The sequence below is a fragment of the Pseudomonas sp. S32 genome (genome assembly GCF_016648095.1).
GTDB classification, from domain to species: domain Bacteria; phylum Pseudomonadota; class Gammaproteobacteria; order Pseudomonadales; family Pseudomonadaceae; genus Aquipseudomonas; species Aquipseudomonas parafulva.
This window is the reverse complement of the sequence record NZ_JACVVF010000017.1, coordinates 39,208-58,355: the sequence shown is the minus strand read 5'-3', so window position 1 is coordinate 58,355 and position 19,148 is coordinate 39,208. Positions and strand designations below refer to the sequence as shown.

Sequence of the window (19,148 nt, the reverse complement as noted above, 5' to 3'; positions counted from 1 at the left end):
ATGAACGGCCTGTCGCTCAAACGCCTGGTGCTGCGCCTGCTGATGCTGACGGTGGTGATGTTCGCCTTTGGCTTTGCCCTGGTGCCGCTCTACGACGTGATGTGCAAGGCCTTTGGTATCAATGGCAAGACCGGCGGGCAGTACGAGGGTAGCCAGCTGGCTGATACAACCCGGTCGGTGCGGGTGCAGTTCATGTCCACCAATGCCAGCGACATGGTCTGGGACTTCTACGCCAGCGCCGACCAGTTGCAGGTGAACCCGGGTGCGGTGAACCAGATGATCTTCATTGCCCGCAACCCCACCGACCGGCCGATGAGCGCCCAGGCCATCCCCAGCATCACCCCGGCCGAGGCTGCAGCGTATTTCCACAAGACCGAGTGCTTCTGCTTTACCCAACAGGTATTGCAGCCCGGTGAGCGCATCGAGATGCCAGTGCGTTTCATCGTCGACCGTGACCTGCCTGCCGGTGTGAAGCACCTGACCCTGGCCTACACCTTGTTCGACATCACCGCCCGTCACCCGCCCGTCGCCCAGGCCTCGGCGGTTGACCCAGGGCGCGCCCGCTGAGGGAAGGAGCACCGTCATGGCAAACCACCAGCACTATTACGTTCCGGCGCAGAGCAAGTGGCCGATCATCGCCTCGCTCGGGCTGTTGGTGACGGTGTTCGGGCTGGGTACCTGGTTCAATGACATCAAGGCCGGGCATGCTGGCTCCCATGGGCCGTTGATCTTCTTCATCGGTGCATTGCTGCTGGCCTACATGCTGTTCGGCTGGTTCGGGGCGGTGGTGCGCGAGAGCCGGGCTGGCCTGTACAGCCCGCAGCTGGACCGCTCGTTCCGCTGGGGCATGAGCTGGTTCATCTTTTCGGAGGTGATGTTCTTTTTGGCCTTCTTCGGTGCGCTGTTTTACGTGCGGGTACTGGCCGGGCCCTGGCTGGGCGGCGATGGCGCCAAGGGGGTGGCGCACATGCTGTGGCCAAGCTTCGAATTCACCTGGCCGTTGCTGCACACGCCGGACCCCAAGCTGTTCCCGCCCCCAAAGAGCGTCATTGACCCGTGGCACCTGCCGTTGATCAATACGGTGTTGCTGGTCAGTTCCAGCATCACCATCACCCTGGCCCACCATGCCCTGCGCCGAGGGCACCGCACTGCGCTGAAACTGTGGCTGGCACTGACCCTGGTGCTAGGCACCAGCTTCATTGCCTTGCAGGCCTACGAGTACCACGAGGCGTACACGCAACTGGGGCTGACCTTGGGCTCCGGCATCTATGGCGCTACGTTTTTCATGCTCACCGGTTTTCACGGCGCCCACGTGACCCTGGGCACGATCATTCTGCTGGTGATGTTCGTGCGCATTCTGCGTGGGCATTTCAGCCCGGAAAAACACTTTGGCTTCGAGGCGGCCAGTTGGTATTGGCACTTCGTCGACGTGGTGTGGGTAGGGCTGTTCATCTTTGTGTATGTGGTTTGAAGGCCGGCACTTAAAACGGGGCATGTGAAACCAGCTGACCACTGATGAACCCCCAGGCCACCAAGCCGATGGTCAGTGCTGCGAGGGTGACCCGCACTGTCAGTGCCTTGAGCAGGCGTGTGGAGTTTTCATCGTCCTTGACCAGAAACACCAGGCCACTGAACAGGCTGGCAACCGTGGCCAACAGCATCAGCACAATCGCAGCCTTGAGCATGGGGCTACTCCGAAGAGGTGCAGGAATGTGGACAAGTATAGCGAGCCACCGGGTACGGCCATGCAGAGGCGATTTCGCCCTGGCTGGCTGCCGACGCTGGCGGTGCTGGCGCTAGTGCCTGGCTTGATCGCGCTTGGCTGCTGGCAGTTGGGGCGGGCCGAGCAGAAGCGGGTGCTGCTGGCAGCCTACGCTGAACGGCGCACCGAGCCGCCGCTGGCTGTCGCGCAACTGGCGCCGGCGGGTGACGATGCCTTCCGCCGCGTGCAGTTGTACGGGCGCTTTGACCCCGAGCACAGCCTGTTGCTGGACAACCGCATGCGCGATGGCCAGGTCGGTGTGGAGCTGCTGCAACCCTTTCACGACCAACCGAGCGGTGCGTGGGTATTGATCAACCGCGGCTGGCTGGCATGGCCCGACCGGCGCGTGCCGGTGCGCTTCGAAACCCCAGCCAAGGCGCTGGCACTGCAGGCCTCTGTCTATGTCGCCCCCGGCAGCCCATTCCAGTTGCACGCCGACCCTGTCGGCGGGCAATGGCCCCACCTGCTGACGGCCGTCGACCCCAGCGGCCTGTGGCAACAGCTGGGGCGTGAGGGCTTTGCCCACGAGCTACGGCTTGAACCTGGCCCCGCTGCCTATCGCCTGGGCTGGCCGGCAGTGGCCATGGGCCCGGAAAAGCACGTGGGCTATGCCGTGCAGTGGTTCGCCCTGGCCATTGCCCTGGTGGTGCTCTACCTCTATTTCGGCTGGCATCAGCACAAGGAGAAACGCCATGGCCACCGCCACGCCACTGACCGCGCCTGAACGCGGCAAGCGCAAGGCCCGCGGGCGCTTGCAACTGCTGTTGATCCTGTTGCTGGTGATCGGGCCCATGGTGCTGGCCACCTGCATGTACAAGCTGGGGTTCTGGGTGCCGGATGGCCGCAGCTTCCATGGCGTGCTGGTTGGCAATGGCGAAGGCCGCGCCGACCTGGGCGTGGCGGGCCAGGATGAGCGCTGGCAGCTGCTGGTCACGGCGCCTGCGGAGTGCGCCGACGATTGCCAGCGGCTGGTGTACCTGGCCCGGCAGATACAGGTTGGCCTGGGCCGCGATGCCAGCCGTGCCAGCCATGCCCTGGCCGCATCCCAGCCCCTGAGCGCCCCCTACCAGGCGCTGCTCGGTCGCGAATACCCGCGGCTGCAACGTTATGCGCTGGATGCTGTGCGTTACCGACAGCGTGTGAACCAGCCCGGGCCGCAGCTGTGGATCGTCGACCCTCATGGCAACCTGGTGCTGCGCTATGACGCCGGGGTGAACGGCAAGCATGTCCTCGACGACCTGCGCCACCTGCTCAAGCTGTCCAACATCGGCTAGGACAACACCATGGCCCGACCTGGATTTCGCCTTGCTGTGTTCGCCACCCTGCTGGCCTTGATGGTCGTGTTGCTGGGCGCCTACACCCGCCTGACCCATGCCGGGTTGGGCTGCCCGGACTGGCCGGGGTGCTACGGCATGCTCACCGTGCCCAAGACCGACGCCCAACTGGCCCACGCCGAGCGGCATTTCCCGGACCACCCGGTGCAGCAGGCCAAGGGCTGGGCAGAGATGACCCACCGATATTTCGCCGGTGCGCTGGCGTTGGTCATTGCCTGGCTGGCCTTGCGCTCATTGCGTGGCCACCCTGGCGATGGCCAGCCCCGGCGCCTGCCCTTGCTGCTGCTTGCGGTGGTGCTGGGCCAGGCGGCCTTCGGCATGTGGACAGTAACGCTGCAGTTGTGGCCGCAGGTGGTCACTGCGCACCTGTTGGGCGGCTTCACCACCGTGAGCCTGCTGTTTTTGCTGGCGCTGCGCCTGTGCGGGCGCCTGCCGCCAATGCCCAAGCTGCCGTTGAGCTTGCGCCGCACGGCAGCCCTGGCATTGCTGGTGGTGATCGGCCAGATTGCCCTGGGTGGCTGGGTGAGTGCCAACTACGCTGCCGTTGCCTGCCTTGACCTGCCCACCTGCCATGGCCAATGGTGGCCGGCCGCCGATTTCGGCAATGGTTTCCACCTCACCCAGCACGTGGGGCCCAACTACCTGGGCGGGCAGCTGGACAGCGATGCGCGCACGGCCATCCATGTCAGCCATCGCCTGGGTGCGCTGATGGTGACGTGTGTGCTGTTGCTGCTTGGCTGGAAGCTGCATCGGTTGCACTTGCGCGGCCTGGCGGTGATGGTGCTGGCGGCGCTGGGGCTGCAGCTGTGCCTGGGGGTCGCCAATGTGCTGCTGCACGTGCCGTTGGCCGTTGCCGTGCTGCATAACGCGGGGGGTGCGGTGCTGTTGCTGGCCATGGTGCTAGTCAACTTCCGCATCCGCGTGGTCGACAAGCCGCGCATCACCGCAGCCTGGCGCCTCACTCCGCTGGCCCATGCCGATACCGGCCCGTGGCAGCCGGCCGCATGCAGTGGCCAGCACCTTCGCGTACTCTATCGGCTTCCTGTGCGCGCCATTGATCGCGGCGCCCGTTGACCACGAACTGTTGCCGAGCTTATGACCCGAACCCAGAAAACCGTCTTCATCCTCGTTGCCCTGGTCGCGCTGATCCTGGGCCTTACCGTCAACAAGGTGCTCAACGGCCGGGGCCAGGTAAACCCCACCGAGCTGATCGATGCAGGCATCATCCTGCTGCCGCAGAGCCGCGCGGTGCCCGATGTGACCATGACCAACCAGGACGGCCAGCCGGTACACCTGGACGAATTGAAGGGCAAATGGTCGCTGCTGTTCTTTGGCTATACCTATTGCCCGGATATCTGCCCGACCACCCTCGCGCAGTTGCGCCAGGTAAAAAGCGAGCTGCCCAAGGAGACCTTAAGCCGCCTGCAAGTGGTACTGGTGAGCGTGGACCCCAACCGCGACACGCCCAACCAGCTCAAACAGTACCTGGCTTACTTCGACAAGGACTTCGTCGGGCTGGCAGGGTCGATCGAGGATACGCAGAAGCTGGCCAATGCCTTGAGCATCCCGTTCATCCCGGCAGACACCAGCAAGCCGGGGTATACGGTTGATCACAGTGGCAACCTGGCGGTGGTCGGCCCGGACGGGCGCCAGCGGGGGTTCATACGTGCGCCGTTCAACAACCAGAAGCTGGTAGCCCGGTTGCCGGCATTGGTGAAGCAGGACTGAGGCTGTCGGCTCTGCCCGTTCGCGGGTGAGCCTGTCCAACGGTTTCAGGGGCCGCAACGCGGCCCCATGACCATCACATCAAAACGCCGGAACCACGGCGCCCTTGTACTTCTCGGTGATGAACTGCTTCACTTCAGGCGAATGCAGTGCAGCCGCGAGTTTCTTCATGTCGTCCGAATCCTTGTTGTCCGGCCGGGCAACCAGAATGTTCACGTACGGCGAATCCGCACCTTCGATGGCCAGGGCGTCTTTCTCCGGGTTCAGCTTGGCTTCCAGCGCATAGTTGGTGTTGATCAAGGCAGCATCCACCTGGGTCAGGACACGCGGAATGGTCGCCGCTTCGAGCTCGCGGAACTTGATGTTCTTCGGGTTCTCGGCAATGTCCTTCACGGTCGAGAGGATGTTCTTGTTGTCCTTGAGCTTGATCACCCCGGCCTTGTCCAGCAGCAGCAATGCGCGGCCGCCGTTGGTGGCATCGTTGGGGATGACCACGGTGGCGCCGGAAGGCAGCTCGTCCAGCTTCTTCAGCTTGCCCGAGTAAACACCCAGCGGCTCGATGTGCACGCCGGTCACGCTCACCAGGTCAGTGCCCTTGGCCTTGTTGAACTCATCCAGGTACGGCTGATGCTGGAAGAAGTTGGCGTCCAGGCGCTTCTCCGCAACCTGCACGTTGGGCTGGATGTAGTCGGTGAATTCTTTCACCTTGAGCTCTACACCTTCCTTCGCCAGCTGTGGTTTGACGAAGTTGAGAATTTCCGCGTGGGGCACCGGCGAGGCAGCGACGGTCAGGGTATCGGCCTGGGCCGAAAAGGCCGCCACGGCGGCAGCAACAGCAAGCAGCTTCTTCATTGATCACTCCTTGTGAGGGCCGCGACGGCCCCCGAACGGGTCTGCCCCATTGGGGTTACTTACGGGAAAAATGCACGACAAGCTTGTCGCCGACGCTTTGCAGCACTTGCACCAGCACCAGCAACAGCACCACCGTGACGACCATGACGTCAGTCTGGAAGCGCTGGTAACCAAAGCGGATGGCCAGGTCGCCAAGGCCGCCCGCACCGACCACACCGGCCATGGCGGTGTACGACACCAGGGTGATGGCGGTGACGGTAATGGCGGCGAAGATGCCCGGGCGGGCTTCTGGCAGCAAGGCGCCGGTGATGATCTGGCGCGTGGTGGCGCCCATCGACTGGGTGGCTTCGATGATACCGCGGTCCACTTCTCGCAGGGCGGTTTCCACCAGGCGGGCAAAGAACGGCGTGGCACCCACCACCAGCGGCGGAATGGCGCCAGCGACGCCCAGCGAGGTGCCGGTGATCAGTACGGTGATCGGGATCATCACGATCAGCAGAATGATGAACGGCAGCGAGCGCAGGATGTTGACCACCAACGACAGCAGCGCGTAAACGCCTTTCTGTTCGAACATCTGCTTGGGGCCGCACAAAAACAGCAGTACGCCCAGGGGCAGGCCCAGCAGCACGGTGAACAACAGCGAACCGAACAGCATGATCATGGTGTCGACGGTGGCCAGCCAGATTTCGGCCCAGTCGACGTTGGCGAAGAAATTAAGGGCGTCCATCAACGCAGTACCTCCATATGAACGTCAGCTGCCTTGAAGCGGGCGAAGGCCGCTTCCATGTCACCGCCAATCAAGGCGAGGGTGAGCTGGCCATAGGGGACGTCTTTGATGCGGTCGATACGCCCGGCGAGGATGCTGTAATCCACGCCTGTTTCACGGGCCACGGTGCCCAGCAACGGGGCATAGGTGGCATCACCCTGGAAGGTCAGGCGCACGATGCGGCCTGGCACATGGGTGAAGTCGTCACGCTGCTCGCCTTCGTCCACCTGCTCGTCTTCCTGGACGAAGCGCTTGGTGGTGGCGTGCTGCGGGTGCAGGAAGACATCGGCCACCGAGCCCTGCTCGACGATATGGCCGGCGTCCATTACCGCAACACGGTCGCAGACCCGGCGAATCACATCCATCTCGTGGGTGATGAGCACGATGGTGAGCTTCAGCTCGCGGTTGATCTCGGCGAGCAGTTGCAGCACCGAGGCGGTTGTCTGCGGGTCGAGGGCGCTGGTCGCCTCGTCGCACAGTAGAATCTTGGGGTTGGTCGACAACGCCCGGGCGATACCCACGCGTTGCTTCTGGCCACCCGAGAGCTGGGCCGGGTACTTGCGAGCGTGGTCCGACAGGCCGACGCGGGCGAGCAGTTCGGTGACGCGTTTGTCGATCTCGCTGCGCGACAGTTCGCCGGCCAGGGTGAGTGGCAGGGCGACGTTATCGGCGACAGTTTTGGATGCCAGCAGGTTGAAGTGCTGGAAAATCATCCCGACCTGCTGGCGGAAGCCGCGCAACTGGGTGGCGTTGAACGCGGTGACGTCTTCGCCATCGACGATGATCGTGCCGCCGGAAGGCTCTTCCAGGCGGTTGATCAGGCGCAGCATGGTGCTTTTGCCGGCACCGGAATGGCCGATCAGGCCGAACACCTGGCCATTCTCGATGGTAAGGGTAGTCGGGTTAAGGGCGGGGATTTCCCTACCGGCGACGCGGTAGGTCTTGTGTACCTGTTGGAACTCGATCACGTAGCGAACCTTGTGGGGCGCATGAATTTGGGTCAGCGGTTGGCTGGGTGGCGCATTTTAGCCTTTTCCACCCGCTGTTCTTAGCATTTATTTCGCCTTGGACCAAGCCAACGGGCATATGTCGACAACCGGTAAACCTGATTGAACGCTCACCGAACACCTCCAGTCACTACCAGAACATAGCCCGAACGGGCACGCCTGAAGACTGATGAGGAGAGCCGAACATGCCCAGCAAGAAGACGGACGCCCCCAAGCACAGCGAGGCTGCGGGCAACCAGAGCCCAGACAAGGCCAACACCAACGCCAAGCTGCAGAGCCTGGAGGCCGACCGCAGTGACGCCACTGGGCAGGCGCTGCGCACCAACCAGGGTGTGCGCATCTCCGATAACCAGAACACCCTCAAGGCTGGCCCCCGTGGGCCCTCGCTGCTTGAAGACTTCATCATGCGCGAGAAGATCACCCACTTCGACCACGAACGCATCCCTGAGCGTATCGTTCATGCCCGCGGCACGGGCGCCCATGGTTATTTCCAGAGCTATGGCTGCCATGCCGAGCTGACCAAAGCGGGTTTCCTGCAGGACCCTGAAAAGATCACCCCGGTGTTCGTGCGCTTCTCTACCGTGCAGGGCCCACGCGGCTCGGGCGACACAGTGCGCGACGTTCGCGGCTTTGCCGTGAAGTTCTACACCGACGAAGGCAACTTCGACCTGGTGGGCAACAACATGCCGGTGTTCTTCATCCAGGACGCCATCAAGTTCCCTGATTTCGTGCATGCGGTTAAGCCCGAGCCGCACAACGAAATGCCGACCGGCGGCTCGGCCCACGATACCTTCTGGGACTTCGTGTCGCTGGTGCCAGAATCGGCGCACATGGTCATCTGGGCCATGTCCGACCGGGCCATCCCGCGCAGCCTGCGCATGATGGAAGGCTTTGGCGTGCACACCTTCCGCCTGATCAACGCCGAGGGCGTGGCCAGCTTCGTGAAGTTTCACTGGAAGCCGAGCGAAGGCGTGCATTCGGTGCTGTGGGACGAGGCACAGAAGCTGGCGGGCAAGGATACCGACTACCACCGCCGCGACCTGCGCGAAGCCATCGAAACCGGGCACTACCCTGAGTGGGAGCTGGGCGTGCAGATCGTGCCGGAGGCTGATGAGCACAAGTTCGACTTCGACCTGCTGGACCCGACCAAGCTCATCCCCGAAGAGCTGGTGCCGGTTACACCGCTGGGCAAGATGGTGCTTAACCGCAACCCGGACAACTTCTTTGCCGAGGTCGAGCAGGTTGCATTCTGCCCAGGCCACATTGTGCCGGGCATCGACTTCACCAATGACCCGCTGCTGCAGGGGCGCCTGTTCTCCTACACCGATACCCAGCTCAGCCGCCTGGGTGGGCCGAACTTCCACCAGATCCCGATCAACCGCCCGGTTGCGCCGTTCCACAACAACCAGCGCGATGCCATTCACCAGCACATCGTGCACAAGGGCCAGGCGTCCTACGAGCCTAACTCCATCGATGGCGGCTGGCCGAAGGAAACCCCGCCGGGCGCCCGTGACGGTGGCTTCGAGAGCTACCAGGAACGCATCGATGCGCACAAGATTCGCCAGCGCAGCGACTCGTTCAGCGATCACTTCTCCCAGGCGCGTCTGTTCTTCCAGAGCATGAGCCCGACCGAGCAGCAGCACATCATCAAGGCTTACAGCTTTGAACTGGGCAAGGTCGAGCGTGAGGCCATTCGCGCACGTCAGGTGAATGAGATCCTGGCCAACATCGATCTCAAACTGGCGGCAGCAGTTGCCGAGAACCTCGGCCTGCCTGCCCCCAAGGCCGGCACGGTCCAGGTCAAGGGCAGCAAGCAGGCGACGTCGCCTACGCTTAGCCAGATGAACCTGCCGGGCAAGGTGGGCATCAAGGGGCGCAAGATTGCCATTCTGGTGGCCAATGGCGTGGATGCGGGCAGTGTCGACAAGCTGGTCAAGGCACTGGAAGCCCAGAGTGCCCGCCCGATGCTGCTGGGGCCGACTTCGGCGCCGGTGAAGGCCGCAGACGGCAAGCAGTTGCCGGTGGATGCGTCGATGGAGGGCATGCCGTCGGTAATGTTCGACGGCATTATCGTGCCGGCGGGCAAAGCCTCTGGTGATGCGCTGGCTGGCAGCGGCGTGGCCAAGCACTTCCTGCTCGAAGGTTACAAACACCTGAAGGCCATGGTGCTGACCAAGGAGCTGCTGGCAACGCTTGGCCTCAAAGAGGACAAGGGGCTGCTGACAGGCGATGACCAGAAAACCGTGGACGCGTTCGTCAAGGCGGTAGAAGGGCACCGCGTCTGGGAGCGTGAAGCGGCAGCCGAGGCTGTGCCAGCCTGACGGCCCACCCCGTGGCCGGCGACCTTTGGAGCCGGCCTGCTGGCGGGGCCTACGACGTTATTGCTGGTGTGGGACCAGAACCACCTGCGCCGGCAATGCACGCTGGATCTCATGCTTGAGCTTCAGGTTGTACCCGCTGTCCAGCTTGTGCACACGCTTTTCAAGCAGGTGCTTGAGCCACGGTGCATCAGCGCTGCGGGGCACCTGGAACACCACTTCGCATCGGTAGTTGACGACGTCCTGGGCGATATCGTCCAGCTGATGACGCATTGCGCCAATATCCGTGGTTTTCAACGCAACGACCGTGCTGGGCGCTGTCGGGTCGATCAGCCGTGCCTTGGGCTTGGCTTCGGCTGCCTGCAGCGCAGCCTCCGCCTTGGCCAGCTCGGCTTTACGCGCTTGCGTCAACGGGTCCCCACCGATCACGGCAGGTGCCTGGGGCATCAATGCGCGGGCCCTGGCCAGTGCCGTGGCAGCGGCGTTCACGTCACCTTTCTGCAGCACGATCTGGCTGCGTTGCAGATAGGCTTCGGCCAGCTGGCGCTGGAATTGCTCGATACGCGCGTCACCTGGCGCCTGCGCTTGCAGCGCGGCCAACTGGTCTTCGGCGGTGGCCAGCTCATTGCTGGCAATATTTTGTTGCAACTGCTGCCAGGCATCGGCTTGGGCAGGTGCGGTGGCCTGTTGAACTGGCGCATGGGTACAGGCGGCCAGAAACAGTGAAAACGCGGCAACAAGCAGACAACGGGAGGCAAACGGCTTCATTCCTGCGACTCTCTATTTGCGCAAAAAGCGAGCAAGTCTACACCCAGGTGCGCACGCTCGAAAACAGGTCTTACAGACCCTTTACTTCGCCCAAGGTTGCAGAGGCAGCCCCGGCACGCCGGTTTTTCACCGTTTTGGCAGTGCCAGGCTCAGCAAGAATAGCATTGCAGCGCACACCACGATGGAGGGGCCGGCAGGGGTATCCTTGAACCAGGACAGCGCCAGCCCGCCGCAAACTGCGGTGACGCCCAGTAGGCTGGCCCCCAGCGCCATCTGCTCGGGAGAGCGGGCGTGACGCTGCGCCGCAGCTGCTGGAATGATCAGCAGTGAGGTGATCAGCAGCACCCCGACGATCTTCATGGCCACGGCGATGACCACGGCAATCAGCAGCATCAGCGCCATGCGCAGGCCGGCGACGGGCAGGCCTTCGACCATGGCCAGCTCTTCATGCACGGTCACGGCCAGCAATGGCCGCCACAGCACAGCGAGCAGCACCAGCACCAGGGCACTGCCGCCGAGGATCCAGGCCAGGTCGGTGGGGCTGATGGCCAGCAGGTCGCCGAACAGATAACCCATCAGGTCGATGCGCACGTCATGCATGAAGCTCAGCACCACCAGCCCCAACGACAGCGTGCTGGGTGCGAGAATGCCCAGCAAGGTGTCGGAGGCCAGTGGCTGACGCTGCTGCAAGGTAACCAGCACAATGGCCAGCAGCAGGCAGCCCACGGTCACTGCCAGCGCCGGGCTTACATCCAGGGCAAAGCCCATGGCCACGCCGAGCAGCGCTGCGTGTGACAGGGTGTCCCCGAAATAGGCCATGCGCCGCCAGACCACGAACGAGCCCAGCGGCCCGGCCACCAGTGCCAGGGACAGACCGGCAAGCAGGGCGTAGAGAAGAAAATCAGCCATGCTTGCAGTGCGCTCCATGAACAGGGTTGCCAGGGGCGACCACGGAGCCGTGCAGGTCATGGCTGTGGTCGTGATGGTGATGGTAGATGGCAAGGCTTGGCGCGGTCTGGCCGAACAGTTCGACGAACGCCGGGTCGCCGCTGACCTGTTCCGGGTGGCCCGAACAGCAGACATGGCGGTTCAGGCACACCACTTGGTCGGTGGCGCTCATCACCAGGTGCAGGTCGTGGGACACCATCAGCACGCCGCAGCCCAGGCGATCGCGCAGCCGGGTGATGAGGTTGTACAACTCGGTCTGGCCGACCACGTCCACACCTTGTACCGGCTCGTCCAGCACCAGCAGCTGTGGCTCGCGCAGCAGGGCACGGGCCAGCAGCACGCGCTGCATCTCGCCACCGGACACGGTCTGGATCGGGCTGTCGATCACGTGCTGGGCACCCACTTCGTGCAACGCTGCCAAGGCGGCCGCCCGGTCAACACCCGGCACCAGGCGCAGAAAGCGCAGCACGGAGAGCGGTAGCGTGGCATCCACCTGGATTTTTTGCGGCATGTAGCCGATGCGTAGCTTGGGCCGGCGCCATACTGAACCGCGGTGTGGCTTGAGCAGCCCCAGCACGGCGCGCACCAGGGTGGTCTTGCCTGCGCCATTGGGGCCGATCAGGGTCACGATCTGGCCGGGTGCCACCGACAGGTCGATGCTGTCCAGCACGTTCTCCCCACCGAAGGTGACGCCGACCTGCTCCAGGCGGATGAGCGCGTCGGTCATGCCGCGCTCCGGCAATTGCTGCACAGGCCCACCACTTCCACGGTCTGGTTCTCGACGGTAAAGCCGACGTGCCTGGCGCTGCCGATGATGGCGTCGCTGATGCTGTCCTGCTCCAGCTCGATGGCCACATGGCAGACGCGGCAGATCAGGAACTGGCTTTGGTGAGCGTGTTCCGGGTGGCTGCAGCCCATGAAGGCGTTGAGTGAGGCGATGCGGTGCACCAGGCCGTTTTCCAGCAGGAAATCCAGTGCGCGGTACACGGTGGGGGGCGCCGCCCGGCGCCCGTCCTGTTCGCTGAGCACCGCCAGGATGTCGTAGGCACCCAGCGGTTTATGGCTTTGCCATACCAGCTCCAGCACGCGGCGGCGCAGTGCGGTCAGGCGCAGGCCCTGGCGCGCGCACAGCGCGTCGGCTTCGGCCAGGGCGCTGTGTACGCAATGGGAATGATCATGGGGGCGGTTGGCCAGCGGCGTGATGGACATGGGCAGCGACGGTTCTGGACAGAGACGTTATTATGTTACCTGTTTTAGACGATTCGAGTACCTACCGTGTCCCGATTCCTGGCCCTGTTTGTCGCTTTCATCGCATTCTCAGCCCACGCCGACGTGCGTGTGCTGACCAGTATCAAGCCCCTGCAGCAGATTGCCGCAGCCGTTCAGGACGGGGTTGGCAGCCCTGAGGTGCTGTTGCCGCCCGGTGCCTCACCGCACCATTACGCGCTGCGCCCTTCCGATGTGCGGCGTGTGGGTGATGCCGACCTGCTGTACTGGATCGGCCCGGACATGGAGGGCTTCTTGCCTCGGGTGCTGGGCAGCCGCAGCAAACCCACAGTGGCGGTGCAGTCGCTGGCGAACATGAAGTTGCGCCACTTTGGCGAGGACAGCCACTCCCATGACGAGGCCCAGGACGATCATGACCATGATCACCGCCCAGGCAGCCTGGATGCGCATTTGTGGTTATCATCGGTCAACGCACGGGTGATTGCCGCGAAGATGGCCGCTGACCTTGCCCAGGTCGACCCTGCCAATGCTGCCCGTTACCAGAGCAACCTGAAGGCCTTTGATGGGCACCTGGATGCCCTGGATGGCCGAATCAAGGCCCGGGTGGCGGGCGTAGCAGGCAAACCGTACTTTGTTTTCCACGAGGCGTTCGATTACTTCGAGGCGGAGTACGGCCTGAAGCACACAGGCGTGTTCAGTGTGGCTTCGGAGGTACAGCCCGGTGCGCAGCATGTGGCAGCCATGCGCACGCGGTTGCAGGAGGTGGGCAAAACCTGTGTCTTCAGCGAACCGCCCCTGCGCCCACGCCTGGCCGAGACCCTGACCGCAGGGTTGCCGGTGCGCCTGGCCGAGCTGGACGCGCTGGGCGGTACAGACCCGGTAGATGGCAAAGGGTATGAGCGCCTGCTGGAGAAGCTGGGTAATGACCTGGCCGGGTGCCTGGAGCAGTTGTAACCGTGCCATAGCGCGTCATGCGCCCTAGGGGCGCAGCCAAACTGGCCCGAAACAAACGGAGCTCGCGATGCGCCGCGCGGGCGGCGCTCGATCGCCCAGGCGCTGAAAACTGTGCCGGTGACAACTTCCCAGCCCCACCGTATTCTGCCGGTGAAGGGACCGGGCCTAGGTTGCGTGATGGCCGCCAGGTGTTCGCCACAAAAGAGTCTGCGCCTATGAGACCGAGCGCCGCCCGCGCGGCGCATCGCGAGCTGCGCTCGCTCCTACGCTTGTTTCGGGCCAATCACGGCTGTGACAGGCGCGCGCGACCGCGTGTTTACAGCGCGAACGGCAAGTGCAGGCTCACCTGCTGACGCTGCGCCAGGCGCACCTCGAACTCACGCGGGTCATGGATCATCACGTCCATGCCGGCGAACGATTCAGCGGCAATCAGCCGCGACAACCAGAACCGCACGCAGCCTACCCGCAGCATCTCTGGCCACAACTCGGCCTCGGCCGCCGTAAACGGTCGCAGCGCAGCATAGGCCGCCAGCAGTGCCTGTGCGCGTGGTGCATCGACGCCGCCCTGGTCGTTCAGGCACCAGTCGTTCACCGTAATGGCCAGGTCGTAGAGCATCGGCCCCGAGCAGGCATTGTAGAAATCGATCACACCCGTCAGGTGGGTGCTTTCGAACATCACGTTGTCGCGGAACAGGTCGGCGTGCAGGTTGGCCCGTGGCAATGCCAGGATCTGTGCCTTGTGCAAAGCCATCTCGGCCAGTGCCGGCCTCAGCAGCGCAGCCTGCTCCGCGGTGAGGCGCGGTAGCAGCTCGGCCCCGGCGGCCTGCATCCAGTCCAGCCCGCGGTCGGTGCGGCGTTCGATGATGCGCTCGCGGGTAGCCAGGTGAATGTGTGCGAGCAATTCACCGACCTGGGCGCAGTGCTGGGCGTTGGGCGCCTTGATGTGCTTGCCCGACAACCTTGGCTGCAGCAGTGCCGGCTTGCCGCACAGCTCACGCAGGCCGTTGCCGTCACGGTCACGCACGGCATAGGGCACGGGCATGTCCGCGGCGTGCAGGGTGTCGAGCAGTTCGATGAAGAACGGCATGTCTTCGCTGGGCCCACGCTCGATCAGCGTCAGCACGAACTCCCCCTGTTCGAGGCTGACGAAGAAGTTGCTGTTCTCGGTACCGGCGGCGATGCCCTGGAAGTCGAGCAGGCGGCCCAGCTGGTAAGGCGCCAGAAAGGTTTCCAGCTCAGGCCGGGTCACGGGGGTGAAGACTGACATGATGAAAGATTGCCCATGCAGGCACTTCCGCCGGGAAGTGCCGGGTTGATGTGAACGGTGCGCGTCAGATTACCACTCGAAGATCTTCCAGCCCGGAATCAGCATGTCCGGTTGGTCGGAACGAATGAAATTGCCATCGGAGCCATCGGCGCGTACCAGAAAGTAAGGCTTGCCATGTTTCGGTGTGATCTTGATTGCATACAGGAAGCCGTTTTGCCGATATTCCTGGATGGTCTTGTCGCCTTCCGTGCGAATGGTCACCTCGGGATCGGCCGAGGGCGCGTCGTCCGCCGCCAGGGCTACGACAGGCGTGGTTGCCAACAGGCCGAGCAGTAACAGGCGATTGAGTGTACGCATGATAACCTAGTCCCTTTGTCGTCAATGATTCTGGCTATTCTAGCGCCGGACCCGTCGAAAAGGTTGATTCTGCACATGAGCCAAGCGCCCCTCGTCCTGGTGGACGGTTCCTCCTACCTGTACCGTGCCTTTCATGCGCTGCCACCCCTGACCACGTCCAAGGGCATGCCGACTGGCGCGGTGAAGGGTGTGCTGAACATGCTCAAGAGCCTGCGCAGGCAGTACCCCGAAAGCCTCTTCGCCGTGGTGTTCGACGCCAAGGGCGGCACCTTCCGCGACACCTTGTATGCCGATTACAAGGCCAATCGCCCGAGCATGCCTGACGACCTGCGGGTGCAGATCGAGCCCTTGCACGCCAGCGTCAAGGCCTTGGGCTACCCCCTGTTGTGCGTCGAGGGGGTGGAGGCTGACGACGTCATCGGTACCCTGGCCCGCAGCAGTGCCGCGCTTGGCCGGCCGGTTATCATCTCCACGGGCGACAAGGACATGGCGCAGTTGGTGGACGGGCACATTACCCTGGTCAACACCATGACCGGTAGCGTGCTGGACGTGGCTGGCGTGCATGAGAAGTTTGGCGTCGGGCCCGAGCACATCATCGACTTCCTGGCCCTGATGGGCGACAAGGTCGACAACATTCCAGGCGTACCGGGCGTAGGTGAAAAGACCGCCGCAGGCCTGCTGACCGGTATCGGTGGCGGGCTCAGCGAGCTGTACGCCAACCTGGACAAGGTACCCACCCTGGCCATCCGTGGCGCCAAGAGCCTGCCCGCCAAGCTTGAGGAACACCGCGACGCGGCGTTCTTGTCGTATGAACTGGCCACCATCAAGATCGACGTGCCGCTGGACATCGAAGTGGACGCCCTGGTGTGCGGCGAGCCGGACCGCGAGGCGCTGCTGGCGCTGTACACCGAGATGGAATTCAAGAGCTGGGTGGCCGATGTGCAGCGCGATGCCGCCCGCGCAGGTGATGAAGTAGCCCCGGTGCAAGCGCCGGCGGCGGTCGTCGAGGCAAAGTACGAAACCATCCTCGATCAGGCCCGCTTCGATGCCTGGCTGGAAAAACTGCGCAACGCGCCACTGATCGCGTTCGACACCGAAACCACCAGCGTGGATGCCCAGCGGGCGCAGCTGGTGGGCATCTCGTTTGCCGTGGAACCCCACGAAGCCGCTTATGTGCCCTTGATGCACGACTACGAGGGGGCGCCCGCCCAGCTTGATCGCGAGGCCGTGCTGCTGGCACTGAAACCCCTCCTGGAAGACCCAACCAAGGCCAAGGTAGGGCAGAACGCCAAATACGATATCAACATCCTCGCCAACGGCTCGCCCGCCATCCGCATGCAGGGTGTTGCCTACGACACCATGCTTGAGTCGTACGTGTTCAATTCCACCGCTACCCGGCACGACATGGACAGCCTGGCGCAGAAGTACCTGGGCCACACCACCATTGCCTTCGAGGACATCGCTGGCAAGGGCGCCAAGCAGCTCACCTTCAACCAGATCCACCTGGACAAGGCGGGCCCCTATGCGGCCGAGGATGCCGATATCACCCTGCGCTTGCACCAGGCGTTGCAGGCACGGCTGGCGCAAACCCCCGGTGTACAACCGGTGCTGATGGACATCGAAATGCCGCTGGTACCGGTGCTGGCCAAGATCGAGCGCCAGGGCGCCCTGGTGGATGCTGCCTTGTTGCAGGTACAAAGTGGTGAGCTGGGCGTGAAGATGGCCGAGCTGGAGCAACGCGCCTTCGAGCTGGCCGGTGAGCAGTTCAACCTCGGCTCACCCAAACAGCTGGGGGCGATTCTGTACGACAAGCTGGGCATGCCGGTATTGAGCAAAACCGCCAAGGGCCAGCCGTCCACCGCCGAGGCGGTGCTCGACGACCTGGCGATGCAAGGCTACCCCTTGCCTGAGGTGCTGATGCAGTACCGCAGCCTGAGCAAGCTCAAGAGCACCTACACCGACAAGCTGCCGGGGCAGATCAACCCGCGCACCGGGCGCATTCACACCTCCTACCAGCAGGCGGTGGCGGCCACCGGCCGGTTGTCGTCCAGCGACCCGAACCTGCAGAACATCCCCATTCGTACTGCCGAGGGCCGGCGCATCCGCCAGGCGTTCATCGCCAGCCCCGGCTACAAGCTGCTGGCTGCCGACTATTCGCAGATCGAGCTGCGCATCATGGCCCACCTGGCCAAGGATGAGGGCCTGCTGCATGCCTTCCAGAATGACCTGGACGTGCACCGGGCCACGGCGGCAGAGGTGTTTGGCGTGGCGCTCGAACAGGTGACCAACGACCAGCGCCGCAGCGCCAAGGCGATCAACTTCGGCCTGATCTACGGCATGAGCGCGTTTGGCCTGGCCAAGCAGATCGGCGTGGACCGCAAGCAGTCCCAGGACTACATCGACCGCTATTTCACCCGCTACCCTGGCGTGCTGGCCTACATGGAGCGCACCCGCGCCCAGGCGGCGGAGCAGGGCTTCGTCGAAACCCTGTTCGGCCGCCGGCTGTACCTGCCCGACATCAACGCCAAGAACCCCGCCCTGCGCAAAGGCGCCGAACGGACGGCGATCAACGCCCCCATGCAGGGCACCGCCGCAGACATCATCAAGCGGGCGATGGTCAACGTGGACAACTGGCTGAGCGAGAGCGGGCTGGACGCCCGGGTGATCCTGCAGGTACACGACGAACTGGTGCTGGAGGTGCGCGAGGACCTGGTTGAACAGGTCAAAGATGAAATTCGCCTGCACATGAGCAACGCCGCGAAACTCGACGTACCGCTGCTAGTTGAAGCGGGCGTGGGCGCGAACTGGGACGAAGCGCACTGATCGAGCGGTTAAAACTCACGAGCCTCTGCGACTTATCGCCGCATGACTGGATGCCGGCCACCTCGGTGGCCGATGGCATTTCATGAAACAGCGCACAAATTGAAGCAGCGGTCAGGAACTTAAAGGGTGAATTGCGACTCAGAGGTCCTGAATGGCTGGTGAAGCCTTTCGATGCTCCTATGTTGTGTTAAGTGTTGGCAGATATCTGGACCCCGCCCTAGCGGTCCGGACTTGAACCCCGAACTTCCCCCTCCCCATACGAAGTCCGGGGTTTTTTTTGCCTGCGATTTGGCAAAGCGTTACACCGCAGGCTTGTCTTCCAGCTCCATCCAGCCGGCCAGCACGCGGTAGGCGTCTTCTACGCCCAGGCGCTTGGGCGCCGAGAACAGCTGGATGGTCACGCCATCGCCCCAGCCTTTTCTGATTTCCGACTGCACTTTAAGCAGGGTGTTCTTGGCTGCGCCGTGGGTCAGCTTGTCGGCCTTGGTCAGCAGGATGTGCATGGGCATCCTGCTGGCCTTGGACCAGTCGAGCATCATCTTGTCGAAGTCGGTCATGGGGTGGCGCACGTCCATCATCAGGATGATGCCGCGCAAGCACTCGCGGCTGCCCAGGTAGGCCTCCAGGTGCTTTTGCCAGTGCTGTTTGAGCGGGATCGGTACCTTGGCATAGCCATAACCCGGCAAGTCGACCAAACGCCGTTCATCGTCCAGACTGAAAAAGTTCAGCAGCTGAGTGCGGCCCGGGGTTTTCGAGGTGCGTGCCAGGCTGGCGTGGGTCAGGGTGTTGAGGGCGCTGGACTTGCCGGCATTGGACCGGCCGGCGAAAGCCACCTCGTAACCCTGGTCGTCGGGGCATTGTTCGACCTTGGCGGCGCTGAGGGCGAATTGGGCTTTCTGGCACAGGCCGAGGATGGGGTTCTTGACTTGCATGGGATATCCGATGTGGGTGTTGCCGGGCTCGATTGGCCTGAGCCTGGCAAGCGGTGTCGTTTCCGTTTGGACGGCGGAAGTATATAATGCCCCAGTTTTTGTGTGCTC

20 protein-coding genes are annotated in these 19,148 nt (G+C 63.4%); 9 read left to right on the top strand and 11 right to left on the bottom strand.

Annotation, left to right across the window (positions count from 1 at the left end):
* Entirely contained in the window at window positions 1-567 is a 567-nt protein-coding gene (locus IAE38_RS11815; protein ID WP_060482603.1) for a cytochrome c oxidase assembly protein, read from the top strand.
* Between the two features lie 16 nt (window positions 568-583).
* Window positions 584-1,471 carry a cytochrome c oxidase subunit 3 gene (locus IAE38_RS11810; protein ID WP_201217694.1) on the top strand — a complete coding sequence of 296 codons (888 nt, stop codon included), beginning with the start codon at window positions 584-586 and terminating at the stop codon, window positions 1,469-1,471.
* 10 nt (window positions 1,472-1,481) lie between these two features.
* On the opposite strand, the gene IAE38_RS11805 is transcribed toward IAE38_RS11810, so the two are convergent.
* On the bottom strand, window positions 1,482-1,685 hold the full coding sequence (locus IAE38_RS11805) for a twin transmembrane helix small protein (protein WP_054902213.1): 204 nt from the start codon (window positions 1,683-1,685) through the stop codon (window positions 1,482-1,484).
* Window positions 1,686-1,745: 60 nt separating this feature from the next.
* Here IAE38_RS11805 and IAE38_RS11800 point away from each other — a divergent pair, with 60 nt between their 5' ends.
* Genes IAE38_RS11800 through IAE38_RS11785 form a run of 4 tightly spaced genes read left to right on the top strand, consistent with a single transcriptional unit; the run spans window position 1,746 to window position 4,824 of the window.
* Window positions 1,746-2,486: an SURF1 family protein gene (locus tag IAE38_RS11800; protein WP_201217717.1), complete on the top strand. Its 741-nt coding sequence runs from the start codon at window positions 1,746-1,748 to the stop codon at window positions 2,484-2,486.
* A complete protein-coding gene (locus tag IAE38_RS11795) occupies window positions 2,455-3,036 on the top strand; it encodes a hypothetical protein (protein ID WP_201163413.1) in 582 nt (193 codons plus the stop codon). Before IAE38_RS11800 ends, IAE38_RS11795 begins: the two co-directional genes overlap by 32 nt.
* Window positions 3,037-3,045: 9 nt before the next feature.
* On the top strand, window positions 3,046-4,170 hold the full coding sequence (locus IAE38_RS11790; protein WP_201217692.1) for a COX15/CtaA family protein: 1,125 nt from the start codon (window positions 3,046-3,048) through the stop codon (window positions 4,168-4,170).
* Window positions 4,171-4,191: 21 nt separating this feature from the next.
* Window positions 4,192-4,824 (top strand): SCO family protein, encoded by a 633-nt coding sequence (locus tag IAE38_RS11785; protein ID WP_201217691.1) that lies wholly within the window; start codon window positions 4,192-4,194, stop codon window positions 4,822-4,824.
* 78 nt (window positions 4,825-4,902) lie between these two features.
* On the opposite strand, the gene IAE38_RS11780 is transcribed toward IAE38_RS11785, so the two are convergent.
* The 3 genes from IAE38_RS11780 to IAE38_RS11770 are packed head-to-tail and all read right to left on the bottom strand — an operon-like array spanning window position 4,903 to window position 7,407.
* Entirely contained in the window at window positions 4,903-5,673 is a 771-nt protein-coding gene (locus IAE38_RS11780) for a MetQ/NlpA family ABC transporter substrate-binding protein (RefSeq protein WP_201163411.1), read from the bottom strand.
* A 55-nt stretch (window positions 5,674-5,728) separates the two neighbouring features.
* Window positions 5,729-6,400 (bottom strand): methionine ABC transporter permease, encoded by a 672-nt coding sequence (locus IAE38_RS11775; RefSeq protein ID WP_201217689.1) that lies wholly within the window; start codon window positions 6,398-6,400, stop codon window positions 5,729-5,731.
* Window positions 6,400-7,407: a methionine ABC transporter ATP-binding protein gene (locus IAE38_RS11770; protein ID WP_028633132.1), complete on the bottom strand. Its 1,008-nt coding sequence runs from the start codon at window positions 7,405-7,407 to the stop codon at window positions 6,400-6,402. The genes IAE38_RS11775 and IAE38_RS11770 overlap by 1 nt, the downstream gene beginning before the upstream one ends.
* 224 nt (window positions 7,408-7,631) lie before the next feature.
* Here IAE38_RS11770 and katE point away from each other — a divergent pair, with 224 nt between their 5' ends.
* Entirely contained in the window at window positions 7,632-9,767 is a 2,136-nt protein-coding gene (gene katE, locus IAE38_RS11765; protein WP_201163410.1) for a catalase HPII, read from the top strand.
* Between the two features lie 57 nt (window positions 9,768-9,824).
* Here the strand turns inward: katE and IAE38_RS11760 are convergent, their stop codons facing one another.
* From IAE38_RS11760 to zur, 4 genes are all read right to left on the bottom strand, one after another.
* Entirely contained in the window at window positions 9,825-10,532 is a 708-nt protein-coding gene (locus tag IAE38_RS11760; protein ID WP_201217687.1) for a PA5502 family lipoprotein, read from the bottom strand.
* Between the two features lie 126 nt (window positions 10,533-10,658).
* A complete protein-coding gene (znuB, locus tag IAE38_RS11755) occupies window positions 10,659-11,441 on the bottom strand; it encodes a zinc ABC transporter permease subunit ZnuB (protein ID WP_028633129.1) in 783 nt (260 codons plus the stop codon).
* Window positions 11,434-12,207, bottom strand: a complete 774-nt coding sequence (znuC, locus tag IAE38_RS11750) for a zinc ABC transporter ATP-binding protein ZnuC (RefSeq protein WP_028633128.1) — start codon at window positions 12,205-12,207, stop codon at window positions 11,434-11,436. Before znuC ends, znuB begins: the two co-directional genes overlap by 8 nt.
* On the bottom strand, window positions 12,204-12,689 hold the full coding sequence (gene zur, locus IAE38_RS11745; RefSeq protein ID WP_028633127.1) for a zinc uptake transcriptional repressor Zur: 486 nt from the start codon (window positions 12,687-12,689) through the stop codon (window positions 12,204-12,206). The genes znuC and zur overlap by 4 nt, the downstream gene beginning before the upstream one ends.
* Window positions 12,690-12,755: 66 nt before the next feature.
* On the opposite strand from zur, the gene IAE38_RS11740 reads away from it, so the two are divergent.
* Window positions 12,756-13,661, top strand: a complete 906-nt coding sequence (locus IAE38_RS11740; protein ID WP_201217685.1) for a zinc ABC transporter substrate-binding protein — start codon at window positions 12,756-12,758, stop codon at window positions 13,659-13,661.
* A 316-nt stretch (window positions 13,662-13,977) separates the two neighbouring features.
* Here IAE38_RS11740 and IAE38_RS11735 read toward each other — a convergent pair whose 3' ends face one another.
* Together IAE38_RS11735 and IAE38_RS11730 are read right to left on the bottom strand one after the other, a co-directional pair.
* A complete protein-coding gene (locus tag IAE38_RS11735; protein ID WP_201217683.1) occupies window positions 13,978-14,928 on the bottom strand; it encodes a homoserine kinase in 951 nt (316 codons plus the stop codon).
* A gap of 69 nt (window positions 14,929-14,997) precedes the next feature.
* On the bottom strand, window positions 14,998-15,285 hold the full coding sequence (locus IAE38_RS11730) for a DUF2782 domain-containing protein (protein WP_028633124.1): 288 nt from the start codon (window positions 15,283-15,285) through the stop codon (window positions 14,998-15,000).
* Window positions 15,286-15,360: 75 nt separating this feature from the next.
* Between IAE38_RS11730 and polA the strand changes: the two genes are divergently transcribed.
* The gene (gene polA, locus IAE38_RS11725) at window positions 15,361-18,108 is read left to right on the top strand and encodes a DNA polymerase I (RefSeq protein ID WP_201217682.1); all 2,748 of its coding nucleotides are present in this window, start codon (window positions 15,361-15,363) and stop codon (window positions 18,106-18,108) included.
* A 299-nt stretch (window positions 18,109-18,407) separates the two neighbouring features.
* Here polA and yihA read toward each other — a convergent pair whose 3' ends face one another.
* Window positions 18,408-19,040 carry a ribosome biogenesis GTP-binding protein YihA/YsxC gene (gene yihA, locus IAE38_RS11720; protein ID WP_028633122.1) on the bottom strand — a complete coding sequence of 211 codons (633 nt, stop codon included), beginning with the start codon at window positions 19,038-19,040 and terminating at the stop codon, window positions 18,408-18,410.
* Window positions 19,041-19,148 lie beyond the last annotated feature (108 nt).